Raw genomic sequence first — 19,547 nt, forward strand, 5'->3', positions numbered from 1 at the left:
CGGCATGGACATGAGCCAATATTTGGATTTATTTATTGATGAAAGCAAAGAGCATTTGCAGGCGATCAACGAGCGGCTGTTGGAACTTGAAAAAACTCCGGAGGACATGTCTGTGGTGAATGATATTTTCCGTTCGGCCCATACGTTGAAAGGCATGTCCGCCACGATGGGGTTTGAAGATTTGGCCAATTTGACGCACCAAATGGAAAACGTGCTCGATGGCATCCGCAATCGGCGGCTTTCCGTTACCCCGGAATTGCTTGACGTCATTTTTGAGGCCGTCGACCATTTGGAGGCGATGATCAGTTCCATCGCTGCAGGCGGCGACGGAACGCGCGATGTAAGGAGAACAGTCGAACAGCTGAAACGAATCGAGCAAGGGGAGATGCCGAACAAGCAGGCAGCAAGAGAAGAACCGCCCCTTGAACATGCGTATGGGGAATTTGAATACCATGTGCTCGAGCAGGCGAAGGAGCAGGGATTTTCCGTCTACGAAATCCGCGTTCGGCTTCGCGATGATTGCTTGTTGAAAGCAGCGCGCGTCTATATGGTGTTTGAAAAGCTGAATGAAGTCGGAGAAATTGTGAAAGCAACGCCGCCGGTCGAGATGCTGGAGGAAGAACAGTTTGACCGGGAGTTTCTCGTTACGGTTGTATCCAAAGCGCCAGCCGATGAGTTGCAAAAGCGGCTGATGGGCATTTCGGAAATTGATGACGTCAAGGTGTCTATGCTATCGAGCAATGAACCGTCGGCAGAAAGCGAGAAAGCGGCTGCGCCCCAACAACCGGCCGCTATGGAGCAGGCGGCGGCCGTTCAGGCCGAAGCGGAGGCGCCGGAAAAACAAACAGCGAAACAGGCGACGAAAACGATCCGCGTCAACATTGAACGGCTCGATCGGTTGATGAACTTATTTGAAGAATTGGTTGTCGACCGCGGTCGGCTTGAGCAAATTTCCCGCGAACTGAACCATGCCGAATTGACGGAAACGGTCGAGCGGATGTCTCGCATCTCGAGCGATTTGCAGACGATCATTTTAAATATGCGCATGGTGCCGGTCGAAACAGTGTTCAACCGCTTCCCGCGCATGGTGCGCCAGCTCGCCCGCGAGCTCGGCAAAAAGGTGCGCCTTGACATCATCGGCGCGGATACCGAGCTTGACCGGACGGTGATCGATGAAATCGGCGACCCGCTTGTCCATTTGATCCGCAATGCGCTCGACCACGGCATCGAAGCGCCGGACGTCCGGGTGGCGCGCGGAAAGCCGGAAGAAGGGACCGTTCAATTGCGAGCGTACCATAGCGGCAACCATGTCTTTATTGAAATCGAGGATGACGGCGCCGGCATTTCCCGGGAGAAGGTGCTGCAAAAGGCGAAAAGCCGCGGCATTGTCTCGCCGCAGGCGGCGGAGCATTTGAACGATCAGCAAATTTACGAGCTTATTTTCGCTCCCGGCTTTTCGACCGCTGAGCAAGTTTCTGACATTTCCGGCCGCGGCGTCGGTTTGGATGTCGTCAAAAGCACGATTGAGTCGCTCGGCGGCACCGTTTCGGTCGATTCGCAGCCTGGAAAAGGGTCGCTCTTTTCGATTCAGCTGCCGCTCACATTGTCGATCATTTCTGTGTTGCTCGTTCAAATCGCCGAGGAAACGTACGCGATTCCGCTGTCATCGATCATTGAGACGGCGCTGGTGAAAAAGGAAGAGATTTTTTCCGCCCACAACCAGCCGGTCATCGATTTTCGCGGCAAAATCGTGCCGCTCGTCCGCCTGAAAGACGTCTTCGCTGTTCCTGGAGCAGCCGATGACGGAGATGCGGTGGCGGTCGTGATCGTCCGGAAAGGGGAAAAACTGGCGGCGCTGGCGGTCGACTCGTTTATCGGGCAGCAAGAAGTCGTGTTGAAATCGCTAGGAAACTATTTATCTTCGGTTTTCGCCATCTCGGGGGCGACGATTTTGGGAGACGGCCGAGTGGCGCTGATTATCGACTGCAACGCGCTCGTGAAGTAGGAGATGGCCGTGTCGGTGCGGGGGCGCCTATGGCGTTGATCTGCCGTTTTCAGTGGCATGTCGAAAAAAAGGGGGAGGATTGGATGACGGCCAGCGTGCAAGCAGACTGGAAAGTGATTGCGTTTCGCCTGAAAGAAGAAGAATATGCTCTGCCGGTGCAGCATGTCCGTTCCATCGAGAAAATGCAGCCGATCACGCGCGTGCCGGGGACGGCCCATTATGTAAAAGGGGTCATCAACTTGCGCGGTGTTGTGACGCCGATCATCGATTTGCGCGAGCGGTTCGGGTTTGCCCCCGAACCATATGGGGAACAGACGCGGATCATTATCGTTGCTCTTGAGGATATGGAAGTTGGGCTCATCGTCGATGCCGCGAATGATGTCCTTGATCTGCCGGCGGAAAGCATCGAACCGCCGCCAGAGGCAATTGGCTCCGTTGAGGCAAGTTACATCGACGGCGTGGCGAAAGTGGAGAATCGGCTCCTCATTTTGCTCGATTTGGCGAAAGTGCTCGACCGATAATCCGTGGAGAGGAGCGTTGACATTGGACGATATTCGCAACTTGACGGGGATGCATATTGACATTTTGCGCGAAATCGGCAACATTGGCGCCGGCAACGCGGCGACGGCTTTGTCGACGTTGCTAAACAAAAAAATTGAAATGGCGGTGCCGCGCGTTCAAATTGCGACGTTTGCCGAAATGATGGAATCAATCGGTGGACCGGAACAAGTAGTGGCGTGCGTCTATTTGCGCATCGAAGGAGAAGCGCCGGGAAACATGTTTTTCGTGTTGCCGCCGGAACAGGCTGAGCGGTTTGTCCGTCGGATGATTGGCGATGACTCGTTTTCGTTTCAAGGAGAAGCCCATGAGCTTGGCTGCTCGGCGCTTCAGGAGCTCAGCAATATTTTAGCCGGCTCGTATTTGTCGGCATTGGCTGACTTTACGCGGCTCAACTTGCACCCGTCCGTGCCGGCATTGGCTATCGACATGATTGGAGCTGTGCTGTCGTTCGGATTGCTTGAGCTGTCGCGTGTTGGCGATTACGCCATTTTGATTGACACAGCCATTTACGATGAACGGCGCCCGGACGAAAGCATCAACGGCCATTTCTTTCTTCTACCTGACCCCGAGTCGTTTTCCACCATCTTTCGAGCGTTAGGTGTGGATGGTCTATGAGCACAGCGCAGGCTGTCAAAATCGGCATTGCGGAAATGGAGGTCGTCATAGCGCCGAATGTCATCCGCACGTGCGGGCTTGGGTCGTGCGTCGGTGTCGTCATTTACGATGTAGGCAAGGCGGTTGCCGGTATGGCGCACGTGATGCTGCCGCATTCATCGATGGCGCGCGGGGGAGTTGTCAATGCCGCCAAATACGCTGATACAGCGGTGGAAGCGCTTTGTAAGCTCGTCCTGGCCGCTGGAGGACGGAAGGGCATGCTCAAAGCGAAGTTGGCCGGAGGGGCGCAAATGTTTTCGTTTTCGACAGTTGGCGGCGATATGATGCGCATTGGCGCGCGCAATGTGGAGGAAGTGAAAAAGCAGCTCGAGCGGCTTCACATTCCGGTCGTCGCCGAAGATGTCGGGGGCCATAGCGGCCGCACAATCGAGTTTAATCCGCAGACGGGCGTGCTGGCCATCCGCACGGCGTGCCAGGACATAAAAGAAATATGATGGAACGATATGTGGTTTCCGCGAGGCGAGGGAGAGAATGATGGGGAGCGCGCTAAAAGGCGAAGAACGGAAATATTGGGACGACTGGGTCAACGGCCGCGACCGCCGCGCGGCTGAAGAGCTCGTGCAGCGCTATATGCCGCTTGTTTCCTACCATGTGCAGCGGCTTTCGGCGACGCTGCCGAGCTCCGTGCCAAAGGATGAGTTGATCAGTCTTGGGCTCCTCGGGTTGTACGATGCGATTGAAAAGTTTGACCCATCGCGCGATTTGAAATTCGATACGTATGCATCGTTCCGCATCCGCGGCGCGATATTGGACGGTTTGCGCAAAGAAGACTGGCTGCCGCGCAGCGTGCGCGATAAGGCAAAAAAAATTGAGGAAGCGATCGAGCGGCTTGAACAGCGGCACATGCGATCGGTGACGGCGAAAGAGATCGCCGCTGAGCTCGGGATGACGGAAGAGGAAGTGCAGGCGGCGGCGAGTGAAACGTTTTTTTCCCATTGGCTGCCGCTCGGGCAGACGACCGTCGACGAAGATGAAGGACTGTTGGCGGTTCGCGACGACCGCGCTCCGCTTCCCGAGGAGCAAATCGTTAAGCAGGAAATGATCGAAAAGCTGGCTGAAGCCATCGGACAGCTGAATGAAAAAGAGCAGCTCGTCATCAGTTTGTTTTATAAAGAGGAGCTGACGTTTACAGAAATCGGGAGCCTTTTGCATTTGTCGACATCAAGAATTTCGCAAATTCATGCGAAAGCGCTTTGGAAATTGCGCCGCTTTTTTGAAAAAGAGCCATGAGGGGAGAGAAAAAGCGATGGACATCCAGCTTCCAGCGTTGCAAAGCGTCATGCCGAAAGCGCCCGACGCGGAAAGGCTTCAAGCCTCGACGCAACAACACTCCTATGCAGTGCAGGCGCAAATGGCAACTGCCGGCCAAAAGCGGGCGGAGCGTGCGCGCCGTCGGGTGACGGATAAACGAACGAGCGCCCGTCTTGAGCAGGAGGCGTCCCGTTTTGGAGGACACCCTTATAAAGGAAAAACGATCGACATTCAAGGATAGTGAACATCATGATGGCATTTTGGCTAACGATCAGTTTGCTGCTGCACGCCTTGTCGTTTTGGTTGATCATTGTGCTTTTCCTTCGCCTGTCGCGGCTTGGCGAGGCGGAGAGGCGGGCCGAGGAGCTCGAGGAAGCCATGACCGCTTATCTCGCTGCTTGGAAGGAAGAAAACAAGCGCTTTTTGGCTGAACTTGATTCGTTGCTTGGCAGCGGAGCGGCTCCATTCGTTTCTGCACCGGAAACGAACGATGCGCCCAGTGTGCAACGGGGCGCAAACGGGAAAGAGACGGCGTCCATGCTGGGGGCAGGAGGCGGTGAAATCGGAGGGGGGTTCGAAAAGCGAACAGCGGAAGCAAAAAAGGAGGAAAACGAGCCGGCGGAGCGGGGAGAAACCGAAAAACGCACAGAAACAAGCCGCCCAAGCGCCGCTCCGGGCTATTTCCCAGACATCGGAACGGTCAAGGATGTACTCGAACTTTCACTCACCCGACCAGCGGACGCGAGTGAGCTTGCTCGCCGCCTATATGCGGAAGGGGCGACGGTCGAGGAAATTGCCAAACAGCTCGGCAAAGGGAAAACAGAAGTCGAGCTATGGCTCAAATTTGCGCAAAAAACGAATCAATAGGCGAATAACAGCTTGATTTGCCGCTTGCAGTTGTGATATATTTTTTCATGGTGTGAATACACACGCCTGATGATTTCAGCAACGGTGCTGGCAACGCCAGTCTTGCTGAAAGATGAGGCAGGCGGAGGACCAAAAACCACTAAGGAAACAGGAGGAGCATACATGTCGGTTATTTCGATGAAACAACTGCTTGAAGCTGGCGTCCACTTTGGACATCAGACGCGCCGTTGGAATCCGAAGATGAAAAAATACATTTTCACGGAGCGCAACGGCATCTATATCATCGACTTGCAAAAAACGGTGAAAAAAGTCGAGGAAGCATACAACTTCGTCCGCGAACTGGCGGCGAATGGCGGCAAAATTTTGTTCGTCGGCACGAAAAAACAAGCGCAAGAATCCGTGAAAGAAGAAGCCGAACGCTGCGGCATGTTTTATGTCAACCAACGCTGGCTTGGCGGCACGCTGACAAACTTTGCAACGATCCAAAAGCGGATCAAGCGGTTGCGCGAAATTGAAAAAATGGAAGAAGATGGCGTATTTGACGTTCTTCCGAAAAAAGAAGTCATCGGTTTGAAAAAAGAAAAAGAGCGGCTTGAGAAATTTTTAGGCGGCATTAAAGACATGAAAGAACTGCCGGATGCGCTGTTTGTCATCGACCCGCGCAAAGAACGGATTGCAGTGGCGGAAGCGCGCAAGTTGAACATCCCGATCATCGGCATTGTCGACACGAACTGCGATCCGGATGAGATCGACTACGTCATTCCGGCGAACGACGACGCCATCCGCGCCGTCAAACTGTTGACGTCGAAAATCGCCGATGCGGTGCTTGAGGCGAAACAAGGCGAAGAAGCCGCTGTGGCAGCAGAGTAAGGCAAGGTGGAGGAAAGGTGATAAGAGGGGAAAGCCTTTTATCACCTTTTTTTAGACAAAAGTCAGCAACTTTTGGCTATACTAACGAATAAGGGCAAAATGGGCATCCGTTGCCGGCATCGATACATATATGCGATCAAAAGAAGGAGGATTTATTCATGGCAATTACAGCACAAATGGTCAAAGAGCTGCGCGAAAAAACGGGCGCAGGCATGATGGACTGCAAAAAAGCGCTCACCGAAACAAACGGCGACATGGAAAAGGCGATCGACTGGCTGCGTGAAAAAGGGATCGCCAAAGCGGCGAAAAAAGCGGACCGCATCGCGGCGGAAGGAATGACGTACGTCGCTGCTGAAGGCAACACAGCCGTCATTTTGGAAGTGAACTCGGAAACGGACTTCGTCGCCAAAAACGAGTCGTTCCAAACGCTCGTCAAAGAGCTGGCCGCCCACTTGCTGAAACAAAAGCCGGCTTCGCTTGACGAGGCGCTCGGGCAAACGATGGACAACGGCGCGACCGTCCAAGACTACATCAACGAAGCGATCGCCAAAATCGGCGAAAAAATTACGCTCCGCCGCTTTGCCGTCGTCAACAAAGCGGACGGTGAAACGTTTGGCGCGTACTTGCACATGGGCGGGCGCATCAGCGTATTAACGTTATTAGCCGGCAACGCCAGCGAAGAGGTCGCCAAAGACGTGGCCATGCATATCGCCGCGCTCCATCCGAAATATGTTTCGCGCGAGGATGTGCCGGAGGAAGAACTTAATCGCGAACGCGAAGTATTGAAACAGCAGGCGTTAAACGAAGGCAAGCCGGAAAATATTGTCGAGAAAATGGTTGAGGGCCGTTTGAAAAAGTTTTACGAAGACGTTTGCCTGCTTGAGCAAGCGTTCGTCAAAAATCCAGATGTCACAGTGCGCCAATATGTGGAATCGAACGGGGCGACCGTTAAACAGTTCATCCGCTATGAAGTCGGTGAAGGGCTCGAAAAACGCCAAGACAATTTCGCTGAAGAAGTCATGAGCCAAGTCAGAAAGCAGTGACGGACCGCAACAGGGAACACGCGCGTGTTCCCTGTTTTTCAAAGCGATTTGCATCATGGAGGTCGGACATGGAACAGCCAAAATATCGACGTGTCGTATTAAAATTAAGCGGGGAAGCGCTCGCCGGAAAGCAAGGGTTTGGCATTCAGCCGGCGGTGATCCAGTCGATCGCCAGACAAGTGAAAGAAGTGGCTGAGCTTGGCGTGGAAATCGCCATCGTGGTCGGCGGCGGCAACATTTGGCGCGGAAAAACGGGAAGCGAAATGGGGATGGACCGGGCGACAGCCGATTATATGGGGATGTTGGCGACGGTGATGAACTCGCTTGCCCTGCAGGACAGCCTCGAGCAGCTCGGCGTCGAGACGCGGGTGCAGACGTCGATTGAAATGCGGCAAGTCGCCGAGCCGTACATCCGCCGGCGGGCGATCCGCCATCTTGAGAAAAAACGAGTTGTCATTTTCGCCGCCGGCACAGGCAACCCGTATTTTTCGACCGATACGACGGCGGCCTTGCGGGCGGCGGAAATTGAAGCGGACGTCATTTTAATGGCGAAAAACAACGTCGACGGCGTCTACAGCGCCGATCCGAACGTTGACGCCAACGCTGTTAAGTACGACGAGCTGTCGTACTTGGACGTCATCAAGCAAGGGCTTGGCGTCATGGATTCGACTGCTTCATCGCTTTGCATGGACAACAACATTCCGCTTATCGTCTTTTCAATCATGGAAGAAGGCAACATTAAACGCGCTGTCTTAGGCGAAAACATCGGAACGATCGTAAGGGGGAAATAACGATGGCAAAGCAAGTGATTCAACAGGCGAAAGAAAAAATGGATAAGGCCGTGCAAGCATTCACCCGCGAGCTGGCAAGCATTCGCGCCGGACGGGCGAACGCCGGGCTGCTCGAAAAAGTGACGGTTGATTATTACGGCGTCCAAACGCCGATCAACCAGCTTGCTTCGATCAGCGTGCCGGAAGCGCGCCTGCTCGTCATCCAGCCGTACGACAAATCGGTCATCAAAGAGATGGAAAAAGCGATTTTAGCATCGGATTTAGGGTTGACGCCATCAAACGACGGATCGGTCATCCGCCTTGTCATTCCGCCGTTGACGGAAGAGCGGCGCCGCGAGCTGGCCAAGCTTGTCAAAAAATATTCAGAAGATGCGAAAGTCGCGGTTCGCAACATCCGCCGCGACGCGAACGACGAGCTGAAAAAGCTCGAGAAAAACGGCGAAATTACGGAAGACGAACTTCGCAGCTACACTGATGATGTGCAAAAACTGACCGATGACCATATCGCCAAAATCGACGCCATCACAAAAGAGAAAGAGAAAGAAGTTATGGAAGTATAGGCAAAACGATGCAAACCCTCTATGTTGATGGAGGGTTTTTTTGCTATAATGGAAAGGCAAAACATGTTGGCGGAGGACTCGTATGTTTAATAAAATCCGAAAAGCGAAGCGGGAAGATGCCCCGCTGACAAAAGAGGATGTGCTTGGCCATCCGATTCCGAACCATGTTGCCATCATTATGGATGGGAACGGGAGATGGGCAAAAAAACGGGCGCTGCCGAGGGTGGCCGGCCATTACGAAGGCATGCAAGTCGTGCGCAAAATCACCCGTTTTGCCAATGAGCTTGGGATCGGAATTTTATCGCTTTACGCGTTTTCGACGGAAAACTGGAAACGGCCGAAAACGGAAGTCGACTATTTAATGAAGCTGCCGGAACAGTTTTTGACGACGTTTCTTCCCGAGCTCGTCGCTGAAAACGTGAAAGTTCAGGTGATCGGCCATATGGACGGGCTGCCCGATCATACGCGCCGGGCGGTTGAGCAAGCGATTCACGAAACGAGCGGCAACACCGGCTTAATTTTAAACTTTGCGCTCAATTACGGAAGCCGGGCGGAGATTGCCGCCGCTGTAAAGCGGATCGCTGAGGATGTCGAGCGCGGGGTGCTCGCGCCGGACGATATTACGGAGCCGCTCATTTCCTCATACTTGATGACGAACGGCCTGAAAGATCCGGACTTGCTCATTCGCACAAGCGGAGAGATCCGCCTGAGCAATTTCATGCTTTGGCAATTGGCGTATACGGAACTTTGGTTTACAGACGTTTTATGGCCGGATTTTACGGAGCAACATTTTCTAGAGGCGATCGCTGCCTACCAGCGCCGCGACCGCCGGTTTGGAGGAGTGTCAGCGCGATGAAGCAGCGAATCATCACCGGAGTCATAGCGGCGGCGCTCTTTTTGCCGATTGTTATTTTTGGCGGATTTCCGTTTATAATAGTAACATATATATTGGCCACGGTCGGACTGTTTGAGCTGCTGCGGATGAAAGGGATGTCCCCGTTGTCTTTCGCTGGGGCCGCCGGGTTTGCCGCCCTTTGGCTCCTGCTTGTTCCCGCTCTTTACGGCCAAGAATGGCTGGCGTCCGGGACGACAAAGTTCGGTGTGCTGGCCGCGCTCGCTTTTTTGCTGCTTGTCGGCACCGTCGTGACAAAAAATGCGCTGACGTTTGATGAGGCAGCATTTGTCGTGCTGGCGGTTTTGTATGTTGGCGTCGGGTTTTTCTGCTTCGCCGCGATCCGCTTGGCCGGCTTGGCGTACTTCGTCTACGCGCTGTTTGTCATTTGGGCGACCGACATCGGAGCGTATTTTCTCGGCCGCGCGTTCGGCCGGCGCAAGCTATGGCCGGAAATCAGCCCGAATAAGACAGTCGAAGGCGCCATTGGCGGCGTCGTCTGCGCTGTTGTCATCGCGGCCGTTTACGAATGGGCAGTCGGCCCGTTCGGCAGCCTTGGGGTAGCTGTGGGGATTGCGCTTTTGCTTTCGATGTTCGGCCAGCTTGGCGACTTGGTCGAGTCCGCTTTCAAACGCCATTACGGCGTGAAGGATTCGGGGGCGATTTTGCCGGGGCATGGCGGCATTTTGGACCGGTTTGACAGTCTGCTGTTTGTGCTGCCGCTCTTATACATATTCATCGAAGCAGTACGATAAGCGGATGAGGAGTGAAAATGTTGAAATATATTAGTATATTAGGGGCGAGCGGATCGATCGGCCAGCAAACGCTCGATGTCATGCGCGCTCATCCGGACAAGTTTCGTCTGGCGGCGGCATCGGTTGGGAAAAATGTGGAAGCGGCAAGAAAGCTGATTGCTGAGTTTTCCCCTGTTCTTGTCGCTGTCACCGACCGAGACGCTTACGAAGTGCTTCGCTGCGAGTACAGCGGGCGGACTGCAGTCGTGTACGGAGAGGAAGGGTTGGTGGAGGCGGCTATTTGCCCGCAGGCGGACGTCGTTGTCACCGCCGTCGTCGGCAGCGTCGGCCTCGTGCCGACATTAAAAGCGATTGAAGCCGGGAAGACGATCGCTCTCGCCAATAAAGAGACGCTTGTCGTTGCCGGGCATCTTGTCACGGCGGCAGCCAAGCGGCGCGGTGTGCCGCTGTTGCCGGTTGACAGCGAGCATTCCGCCATTTTTCAATGCTTGCAAGGGGAAAAGCGTGAACACGTGGAGAAGCTGATTCTGACCGCGTCGGGCGGGAGCTTTCGCGATCGGACGCGCGAAGAGCTCGCTCATGTGACGGTCGAAGAAGCGCTTCGCCATCCGAATTGGTCGATGGGGGCGAAAATTACGATTGATTCCGCCACAATGATGAACAAAGGGTTTGAAGTCATTGAAGCGCATTGGCTGTTTGGGCTGCCGTATGAGCGGATCGAGGTCGTGCTGCACCGAGAAAGCGTCATCCATTCGCTCGTCGAGTTTCGCGACACGAGCATCTTAGCCCAGTTGGGCACGCCGGATATGCGCATCCCGATTCAATACGCGCTCGCCTATCCGGAGCGGCTGCCGCTTGCGGCGGCCAAGCCGCTCGATTTGGCTGCGCTTGGGGCGCTCCATTTCGCCCCGGTCGATTTTGACCGTTACCGCTGCCTCCGCTTTGCCTATGAAGCTGGAAAACGCGGCGGCTCGCTGCCGACGGTGTTGAATGCCGCCAATGAGGAAGCGGTGGCGGCGTTTTTAGCCGGACGCATTCCGTTTTTGGCCATCGAGGAGTGGATCGAGCGCGCTCTTGAGCGCCATCAGCCGGTGGACGATCCGCAGCTTGAAGAGATTCGCGAAATTGACGCGGATGTGCGCGCTTATGTCCGCTCACTATTAGCATAAAGGTGGTTGAAACGTTGGAATCGATTATTTCGTTTATTGTTGTCTTCGGCGCTCTCGTCTTTTTTCACGAGCTCGGGCATTTGCTGCTGGCCAAACGGGCCGGCATTTTGTGCCGCGAGTTTGCCATCGGGTTCGGACCGAAAGTGTTTTCGTTTAAGAAAAGTGAAACGGTGTATACGATCCGGCTTTTGCCGCTTGGCGGTTTCGTCCGCATGGCCGGCGAAGACCCGGAAACGATCGAGCTGAAGCGCGGGCAAGTCGTCGGTCTTTTGCTTGACAGTGAAGGACGGGTGGAAAAAATCGTCCTCAACCATAAGGACGATTATCCGAACATTCGGGTCGTTGAGGTGGAAGACGCTGATTTGGAGCATGGCATGTATGTCACCGGCTATGCCGACGGCGAGCGGCTGGAGCGGTTTGCGGTGAAAGAACCGGCGTTTTTTGTCGTCGACCGCCAAGAAATTCAAATCGCCCCGTACCACCGCCAATTTGCGGCAAAAACGCTCGGGCAGCGGACGATGACGATTTTGGCCGGCCCGCTCGCCAACTTTCTATTGGCCGTCCTCGTCTTTATCATCATCGGCCTTTTGCAAGGCTACCCGGTCGACAAGCCGGTCATCGGCGAGCTGACGCCGGATGGAGCGGCGCGCGCGGCGGGGTTGAAGCAAGGGGATGAGGTCATCGCCATCAACGGCGAAAGGATGGAAACGTGGACGGAAATCGTCAACACGATTCGCGCTCATCCAGAGGAGCCGCTGGAGTTTCAAATTGAGCGGAACGGGAAAGACATGAGCGTGACCGTCACCCCGGAAGCGAAAACGATTCAAGGGGAGACGATCGGCTTAATCGGCGTCTATCAGCCGATGGAAAAATCGGTGTTCGGCTCCGTAAAGCAAGGGCTGGTCGAGACGTATTACTGGACGAGGGAAATTGCAACAGGGCTCGTTCAATTGATCACCGGCCAGTTTCAGCTTGACATGCTGTCAGGCCCGGTCGGCATCGCTGTATCGACTGGCAAGGTGGCGGAGTCCGGGATCTACTACTTGATGAAATGGAGCGCGATTTTAAGCATCAACCTCGGGATTGTCAACTTGTTGCCATTGCCGGCGCTAGACGGCGGGCGGCTCCTCTTTTTCGCCATTGAAGCCGTGCGCGGCAAGCCGGTCGACCGGCAAAAAGAAGGAATGGTCCATTTTATCGGTTTCGCCTTGCTTATGTTGCTGATGCTTGTCGTCACATGGAACGACATTCAAAAATTTTTCCTATAAAGAGAGAGAATGAGGTGGCTGTGAATGAGACAAAGTCAAGCGTTTATTCCGACATTGCGCGAAGTGCCGGCGGACGCGGAAGTGAAAAGCCATCAGCTGCTGCTGCGGGCCGGCTTCATCCGCCAGAGCGCGAGCGGAGTCTACACGTTTTTGCCGCTCGGGCAACGCGTGCTGCAAAAGATTGAAGCGATCATCCGTGAGGAGATGAACCGCATCGGCGGCATGGAACTGCTGATGCCGGCGCTGCAGCCGGCCGAGCTTTGGCAGCAGTCCGGCCGTTGGTATTCGTACGGACCGGAGTTGATGCGCTTAAAAGACCGGCACGAGCGCGATTTCGCCCTTGGACCGACGCATGAGGAAATGATCACGGCGATCGTCCGCGATGAAGTGAAAACGTACAAGCGGCTGCCGCTTGTGTTGTACCAAATCCAAACGAAATTCCGCGATGAAAAGCGCCCGCGCTTCGGACTGCTGCGCGGCCGTGAATTCATGATGAAAGACGCCTATTCGTTCCATACGTCAAAAGAAAGTTTGGATGAAACGTACAACGACATGTATAACGCCTATTCGAACATTTTCCGCCGCTGCGGCTTAAACTTCCGCGCCGTCATCGCGGATTCGGGGGCGATCGGCGGCAAAGATACGCACGAGTTCATGGTGCTCTCGGACATTGGCGAAGATACGATCGCCTATTCCGACGCGTCCGACTATGCCGCCAACATTGAAATGGCGCCGGTTGTGACCACGTACGAGAAAAGCAGCGAGCCGCCGGCCGAATTGAAAAAAGTGGCGACGCCGGGGCAAAAAACGATTGATGAAGTCGCTTCCTACTTACAAGTTTCGCCGGAGCGCTGCATCAAGTCGCTTTTGTTCAATGTCGATGGCCGGTACGTGCTTGTTCTTGTCCGCGGCGACCACGAGGCGAACGAGGTGAAAGTGAAAAATGTGCTCGACGCCACCGTCGTGGAGCTGGCGACGCCGGAAGAAACAGAACGGGTGATGGGGGCGCCGGTCGGCTCGCTCGGTCCGATCGGTGTCAGCGAAGCGGTCATGGTGATCGCGGACCATGCTGTTGCTGCCATCGTCAACGGTGTTTGCGGCGCGAATGAGGAAGGCTACCATTACATCGGCGTCAACCCGGACCGCGATTTTGCCGTCAGTCAATACGCCGACTTGCGCTTTGTCCAAGAGGGCGACCCGTCTCCGGACGGCAAAGGGACGATCCGCTTCGCTCGCGGCATTGAAGTCGGGCACGTGTTCAAGCTTGGCACGAAATACAGCGAGGCAATGAACGCCGTGTACTTGGATGAAAACGGCCAAACGAAGACGATGATCATGGGCTGCTACGGCATCGGCGTCTCCAGGCTGGTGGCGGCGATTGCCGAGCAGTTTGCCGATGAAAATGGGCTCGTCTGGCCGGCTTCGGTGGCGCCGTTTCATATCCATTTGCTGACAGCGAACGCGAAAAGCGACGAGCAGCGAGCGTTGGCGGAGGAATGGTACGAAAAATTGGGACAGGCAGGATTTGAAGTGTTATATGATGACCGCCCGGAGCGGGCCGGAGTCAAGTTTGCCGACAGCGATTTGATCGGCATTCCGGTTCGCGTCACCGTCGGCAAGCGGGCGGGCGAAGGCATCGTCGAAGTGAAAGTGCGAAAAACAGGTGAGACGTTTGACGTGCCGGTGGGCGAATTGACCGATACGGTGCGCCGCCTCTTGCAAGGGTGAACGAACGGCGCCGGCGAAAAAGAACGAGTTTCTTTTCCGTCGGCGCTTTTTGGCGTTTGTATGGTATGATTAGAAAGAGAAACGATTTCGTTGAGAGGGGAAATCATGGCCACGAAAGAACAAAAAGAGCGGTTTTTCGTTTTGCTTGAGCAACTGAAGATGACGTCGGATGAATGGATGCCGTATTTCCGTGATGCGTTCATTCACAAAGTCGTGATTGATAAAGAAGAAAAAAGCTGGCATTTCTATTTTCAGTTCGCCAACGTGCTGCCGGCCGAGGTGTACAAATCGTTTACGGACCGCTTGGCGGCTGCTTTCCGCCATATCGCTGCCATCCGGTATACGATTGATGTCGAATCGCCGCGCGTAACGGAAGACGATGTGCGGGCGTACTGGCCGCTTTGCCTCGCCGAGCTGCAAGAAGGCGTCTCGCTGCTTGTCGATTTGCTGAGCCGGCAGACGCCGGCGGTGAAAGGGAACAAGCTCGTTATCACCGCCCGCCACGAGGCGGAGGCGCTGGCCGTCAAACGGCGGTTTGCGCAAAAAATCGCCGCGATTTACGCGTCGTTCGGTTTTCCGCCGCTTCAGCTGGAAGTCGACGTGCAACCGGCTGAGCAGGAAATGGAGCAGTTTTTGGCGCAAAAGCAGCAAGAAGATGAAGAGCGGGCGTTGGCGGTGCTGACCGATATGGCAAAAGAAGAGGAAAAGGCAGCAGCCGCTTCTCCATCCGGACCGCTCGTCATCGGCTACCCGATCCGCGACGAGGAGCCAGTGCGTCCGCTTGAGACGATCGTTGAGGAAGAGCGGCGCGTTGTGGTGCAAGGGTATGTGTTTGACGCTGAGGTGAGCGAGCTCAAAAGCGGCCGCACGCTGTTGACCATGAAAATCACCGATTACACGAACTCGATTTTAGTCAAAATGTTCTCGCGCGACAAAGAGGACGCCGAGCTCATGAGCGGCGTCAAAAAAGGCATGTGGGTGAAAGTGCGCGGCAGCGTGCAAAACGACACATTCGTCCGCGATTTGGTCATCATCGCCAACGATTTGAACGAAATCGCTGCAAACGAACGGCAAGATACAGCGCCCGAAGGGGAAAAGAGGGTCGAGCTCCATTTGCATACCCCGATGAGCCAAATGGACGCGGTTACCTCGGTGACAAAACTCATCGAACAAGCGAAAAAATGGGGTCATCCGGCGATCGCCGTCACCGACCATGCCGTTGTTCAGTCGTTTCCGGAGGCCTACAGCGCGGCGAAAAAACACGGCATGAAGGTCATTTACGGCCTTGAGGCGTACATCGTCGACGATGGCGTGCCGATCGCCTACAATGAAACGCACCGCCGTCTTTCGGAGGAGACATACGTCGTCTTTGACGTTGAAACGACCGGGCTGTCGGCTGTGTACAATACGATCATTGAGCTGGCGGCCGTCAAAATCAAAGACGGCGAGATCATCGACCGGTTTATGTCCTTTGCCAATCCGGGACATCCGCTGTCCGTGACGACGATGGAATTGACCGGAATCACGGACGAAATGGTGAAAGACGCTCCGCAGCCGGATGAGGTGCTGGCCCGTTTTGTTGACTGGATTGGCGATGCGACGCTTGTGGCCCATAACGCCAGCTTTGACATCGGGTTTTTAAACGCAGGCCTCGCCCGCATGGGACGCGGCAAGCTCACCAATCCGGTCATTGACACGCTTGAACTCGCCCGCTTTTTGTATCCGGATTTGAAAAACCACCGGCTGAACACGCTTTGCAAAAAGTTCGACATTGAACTGACCCAGCACCACCGCGCCATCTACGACGCGGAGGCAACCGGGCATTTGCTTATGCGGCTATTGAAGGAAGCGGAAGAGCGCAGCATACTGTTTCATGACGAATTAAACAGCCGCACGCACAGCGATGCGTCGTACCGCCTGGCGCGCCCGTTCCATGCGACGCTGTTGGCGCAAAACGACATCGGGCTGAAAAACTTGTTCAAGCTCGTCTCGCTGTCGCACATCGATTATTTTCACCGCGTGCCGCGCATCCCGCGCTCCGTGCTGGTCAAGCATCGTGAAGGGCTGCTCGTTGGCTCGGGCTGCGACAAAGGCGAGCTGTTTGACAACTTGATCCAAAAGGCGCCGGAGGAAGTCGAAGACATCGCCCGCTTTTACGATTTTCTTGAGGTGCATCCGCCCGAGGTGTACAAGCCGCTCATTGAAATGGATTACGTCAAGGATGAAGAGATGATCCAAAACATCATCCGCAGCATCGTCGCCCTTGGCGAAAAGCTCAACATTCCGGTCGTCGCCACCGGCAACGTCCATTATTTAAATCCGGAGGACAAAATTTACCGGAAAATTTTAATCCATTCGCAAGGCGGGGCGAACCCGCTCAACCGGCATGAGCTGCCGGATGTGTATTTCCGCACGACGAACGAAATGCTGGATTGCTTCTCGTTTTTAGGGCCGGAAAAAGCGAAAGAAATCGTCGTCGACAACACACAAAAAATCGCTTCGTTAATCGGTGAAGTGAAGCCGATCAAGGATGAGCTGTACACGCCGCGCATCGAAGGGGCGGACGAGGAAATCAAGGAAATGAGCTACCGGCGGGCGAAAGAAATTTACGGAGACCCGCTGCCGAAACTCGTTGAGGAGCGGCTTGAAAAAGAGCTGAAGAGCATTATCGGCCACGGATTTGCCGTCATTTACTTAATTTCGCATAAGCTCGTCAAAAAGTCGCTCGATGACGGCTACCTTGTCGGGTCGCGCGGCTCGGTCGGCTCATCGTTTGTCGCGACGATGACGGAAATTACCGAGGTGAACCCGCTGCCGCCGCATTACGTCTGCCCGAACTGCAAACATTCCGAGTTTTTTAATGACGGTTCGGTCGGGTCGGGCTTTGACTTGCCGGATCAAAACTGCCCGCAATGCGGGACGAAATACAAAAAAGACGGGCATGACATCCCGTTTGAGACGTTCCTCGGCTTTAAAGGCGACAAAGTGCCGGATATCGATTTGAACTTCTCCGGCGAGTACCAGCCGCGCGCCCACAACTATACGAAAGTGCTGTTTGGCGAAGACAACGTCTACCGCGCCGGAACGATCGGCACGGTCGCCGACAAAACGGCGTACGGGTTTGTGAAAGGCTATGCGAGCGACCATAACTTAGAGCTGCGCGGCGCGGAAATCGACCGGCTGGCGGCCGGCTGCACCGGAGTGAAGCGGACGACTGGGCAGCACCCTGGAGGCATTATCGTCGTTCCCGATTATATGGAAATTTACGACTTTACGCCGATCCAATATCCAGCCGATGATACGTCATCGGAATGGCGGACGACCCATTTTGACTTCCACTCGATTCATGACAATTTATTGAAGCTCGATATTCTCGGACACGACGATCCGACGGTCATCCGCATGCTGCAAGATTTAAGCGGCATCGATCCGAAAACGATCCCGACCGACGACCCGGACGTGATGGGCATTTTCAGCAGCACCGAGCCGCTTGGCGTTACGCCGGAGCAAATTATGTGCAACGTCGGCACGATCGGCATCCCGGAATTCGGCACGCGCTTTGTCCGGCAAATGCTCGAAGAAACGAAGCCGAAAACATTTTCCGAGCTCGTACAAATTTCCGGTTTGTCGCACGGCACCGATGTATGGCTTGGCAACGCGCAAGAACTCATTCAAAATGGCACGTGCACGCTTTCTGAGGTGATCGGCTGCCGCGACGACATTATGGTCTATCTCATTTACCGCGGGCTTGAGCCGTCGCTGGCGTTTAAAATTATGGAATCGGTGCGCAAAGGGAAAGGATTGACGCCGGAATTTGAGGCGGAGATGCGCAAGCATAACGTGCCGGAATGGTACATCGACTCGTGCAAAAAAATCAAATACATGTTCCCGAAAGCGCACGCGGCGGCCTACGTGTTGATGGCGGTGCGCATCGCCTACTTTAAGGTGCACCATCCGCTTTTGTATTACGCGTCGTACTTTACGGTGCGGGCGGAGGACTTTGACCTTGATGCCATGATCAAAGGATCAGCCGCCATTCGCAAGCGGATTGAGGAAATCAACGCCAAAGGCATTCAGGCGACGGCGAAAGAGAAAAGCTTGCTCACGGTGCTGGAAGTGGCGCTAGAAATGTGCGAGCGCGGCTTTTCCTTTAAAAATATCGACTTGTACCGCTCGCAGGCGACCGAATTTGTCATTGACGGCAACTCGCTTATTCCGCCGTTTAACGCCATCCCGGGGCTCGGGACGAACGTGGCGCAAAACATTGTGCGCGCCCGCGAAGAAGGGGAGTTTTTGTCAAAAGAAGATTTGCAGCAGCGCGGCAAAGTGTCGAAAACGCTGCTTGAGTATCTCGAAAGCCGCGGCTGCCTCGACTCGCTTCCGGATCATAACCAGCTGTCCTTGTTCTGACGGACGGTTTTTCGTTGCAATATATTTCCCAATGTGTTATAGTTTTAGTGGAATTGGCAAAGATAATGGCAAGCAAAGAGTGGGGAAACCCACTCTTTCGTCTTGAATGAGCATCGGTCTTTCCGTCTTTCGTTCATTCCCCGCCTTGTGCAGGGGATTTTCTCATTATGCAGCATGCAGCCTTGCCCAGTAAGGAGGAACACGATGAGCAAAAAAGTGACAGAAACGGTTGAACAGCTTGTCGCGCCGATTTTGGACGAAATGGGGCTCGAGCTGGTGGACATCGAGTATGTGAAAGAAGGAAAAAACTGGTTTTTGCGCGTCTTTATTGATTCAGACACCGGCGTGGACATTGAACAGTGCGGCGTCGTCAGTGAAAGACTAAGCGAAAAGCTCGACGAGGTCGACCCGATTCCGCACAACTATTTTTTAGAAGTGTCATCGCCGGGAGCGGAGCGGCCGTTAAAAAATGAAAAAGATTTTGTAAGAGCAATTGGGAAAAATGTATATATCAAAACATACGAGCCGATTGCAGGAGAAAAGCAGTTTGAAGGGGAATTGACCGCTTTTGACGGGACGACCGTGACGCTGTCGGTCAAAGACCGCGGGCGGCAAAAAACGGTCGCCATTCCGTATGAAAAAGTGGCGAGCGCTAGATTAGCCGTCATTTTCTCTTAATGATAAAAGGGGGATTTTCGTTTC

18 protein-coding genes are annotated in these 19,547 nt (G+C 54.5%); all 18 read left to right on the forward strand.

Annotated features, from left to right (window positions below; all coding sequences use genetic code 11):
* The first annotated feature begins 4 nt into the window (after window positions 1-4).
* The 18 genes from CV945_RS00430 to rimP all read left to right on the forward strand — a co-directional run bounded on the left by CV945_RS00430 (window position 5) and on the right by rimP (window position 19,523).
* Entirely contained in the window at window positions 5-2,005 is a 2,001-nt protein-coding gene (locus tag CV945_RS00430) for a chemotaxis protein CheA (protein WP_033008105.1), read from the forward strand.
* Window positions 2,006-2,088: 83 nt separating this feature from the next.
* Window positions 2,089-2,526, forward strand: coding sequence for a chemotaxis protein CheW (locus CV945_RS00435; protein ID WP_011230743.1), 438 nt, complete (start codon window positions 2,089-2,091; stop codon window positions 2,524-2,526).
* 22 nt (window positions 2,527-2,548) lie between these two features.
* Window positions 2,549-3,181 (forward strand): chemotaxis protein CheC, encoded by a 633-nt coding sequence (locus tag CV945_RS00440; RefSeq protein WP_100658912.1) that lies wholly within the window; start codon window positions 2,549-2,551, stop codon window positions 3,179-3,181.
* Window positions 3,178-3,675: a chemotaxis protein CheD gene (locus tag CV945_RS00445; protein ID WP_033008103.1), complete on the forward strand. Its 498-nt coding sequence runs from the start codon at window positions 3,178-3,180 to the stop codon at window positions 3,673-3,675. Before CV945_RS00440 ends, CV945_RS00445 begins: the two co-directional genes overlap by 4 nt.
* A 40-nt stretch (window positions 3,676-3,715) precedes the next feature.
* On the forward strand, window positions 3,716-4,471 hold the full coding sequence (locus CV945_RS00450; RefSeq protein ID WP_033008102.1) for a FliA/WhiG family RNA polymerase sigma factor: 756 nt from the start codon (window positions 3,716-3,718) through the stop codon (window positions 4,469-4,471).
* Between the two features lie 16 nt (window positions 4,472-4,487).
* Window positions 4,488-4,733, forward strand: coding sequence for a hypothetical protein (locus CV945_RS00455; protein ID WP_011230747.1), 246 nt, complete (start codon window positions 4,488-4,490; stop codon window positions 4,731-4,733).
* 8 nt (window positions 4,734-4,741) lie between these two features.
* Window positions 4,742-5,359 carry a hypothetical protein gene (locus tag CV945_RS00460; RefSeq protein ID WP_033008174.1) on the forward strand — a complete coding sequence of 206 codons (618 nt, stop codon included), beginning with the start codon at window positions 4,742-4,744 and terminating at the stop codon, window positions 5,357-5,359.
* 162 nt (window positions 5,360-5,521) lie between these two features.
* A complete protein-coding gene (rpsB, locus tag CV945_RS00465; RefSeq protein ID WP_021322279.1) occupies window positions 5,522-6,229 on the forward strand; it encodes a 30S ribosomal protein S2 in 708 nt (235 codons plus the stop codon).
* A gap of 158 nt (window positions 6,230-6,387) precedes the next feature.
* On the forward strand, window positions 6,388-7,272 hold the full coding sequence (tsf, locus tag CV945_RS00470) for a translation elongation factor Ts (protein WP_033008101.1): 885 nt from the start codon (window positions 6,388-6,390) through the stop codon (window positions 7,270-7,272).
* 68 nt (window positions 7,273-7,340) lie between these two features.
* Complete coding sequence (pyrH, locus tag CV945_RS00475; RefSeq protein WP_033008098.1) at window positions 7,341-8,063, forward strand: UMP kinase; 723 nt, start codon at window positions 7,341-7,343, stop codon at window positions 8,061-8,063.
* Between the two features lie 2 nt (window positions 8,064-8,065).
* Window positions 8,066-8,623: a ribosome recycling factor gene (frr, locus tag CV945_RS00480; RefSeq protein WP_033008096.1), complete on the forward strand. Its 558-nt coding sequence runs from the start codon at window positions 8,066-8,068 to the stop codon at window positions 8,621-8,623.
* Between the two features lie 82 nt (window positions 8,624-8,705).
* On the forward strand, window positions 8,706-9,479 hold the full coding sequence (locus tag CV945_RS00485) for an undecaprenyl pyrophosphate synthase (RefSeq protein WP_033008094.1): 774 nt from the start codon (window positions 8,706-8,708) through the stop codon (window positions 9,477-9,479).
* Window positions 9,476-10,270: a phosphatidate cytidylyltransferase gene (locus CV945_RS00490; protein ID WP_100658913.1), complete on the forward strand. Its 795-nt coding sequence runs from the start codon at window positions 9,476-9,478 to the stop codon at window positions 10,268-10,270. The genes CV945_RS00485 and CV945_RS00490 overlap by 4 nt, the downstream gene beginning before the upstream one ends.
* Window positions 10,271-10,290: 20 nt before the next feature.
* Window positions 10,291-11,439, forward strand: a complete 1,149-nt coding sequence (gene dxr / locus CV945_RS00495) for a 1-deoxy-D-xylulose-5-phosphate reductoisomerase (RefSeq protein ID WP_047819265.1) — start codon at window positions 10,291-10,293, stop codon at window positions 11,437-11,439.
* Window positions 11,440-11,441: 2 nt separating this feature from the next.
* Window positions 11,442-12,707: an RIP metalloprotease RseP gene (gene rseP, locus CV945_RS00500; protein WP_193443729.1), complete on the forward strand. Its 1,266-nt coding sequence runs from the start codon at window positions 11,442-11,444 to the stop codon at window positions 12,705-12,707.
* Between the two features lie 24 nt (window positions 12,708-12,731).
* A complete protein-coding gene (locus CV945_RS00505; RefSeq protein WP_047818151.1) occupies window positions 12,732-14,435 on the forward strand; it encodes a proline--tRNA ligase in 1,704 nt (567 codons plus the stop codon).
* A 105-nt stretch (window positions 14,436-14,540) separates the two neighbouring features.
* Window positions 14,541-18,845, forward strand: a complete 4,305-nt coding sequence (locus CV945_RS00510; protein WP_100658915.1) for a PolC-type DNA polymerase III — start codon at window positions 14,541-14,543, stop codon at window positions 18,843-18,845.
* A gap of 204 nt (window positions 18,846-19,049) precedes the next feature.
* Entirely contained in the window at window positions 19,050-19,523 is a 474-nt protein-coding gene (gene rimP / locus CV945_RS00515; RefSeq protein ID WP_033008087.1) for a ribosome maturation factor RimP, read from the forward strand.
* The last annotated feature ends 24 nt before the right edge of the window (window positions 19,524-19,547 follow it).

The sequence above is a fragment of the Geobacillus sp. Manikaran-105 genome (assembly GCF_002809955.1).
Taxonomy (GTDB): domain Bacteria; phylum Bacillota; class Bacilli; order Bacillales; family Anoxybacillaceae; genus Geobacillus; species Geobacillus thermophilus.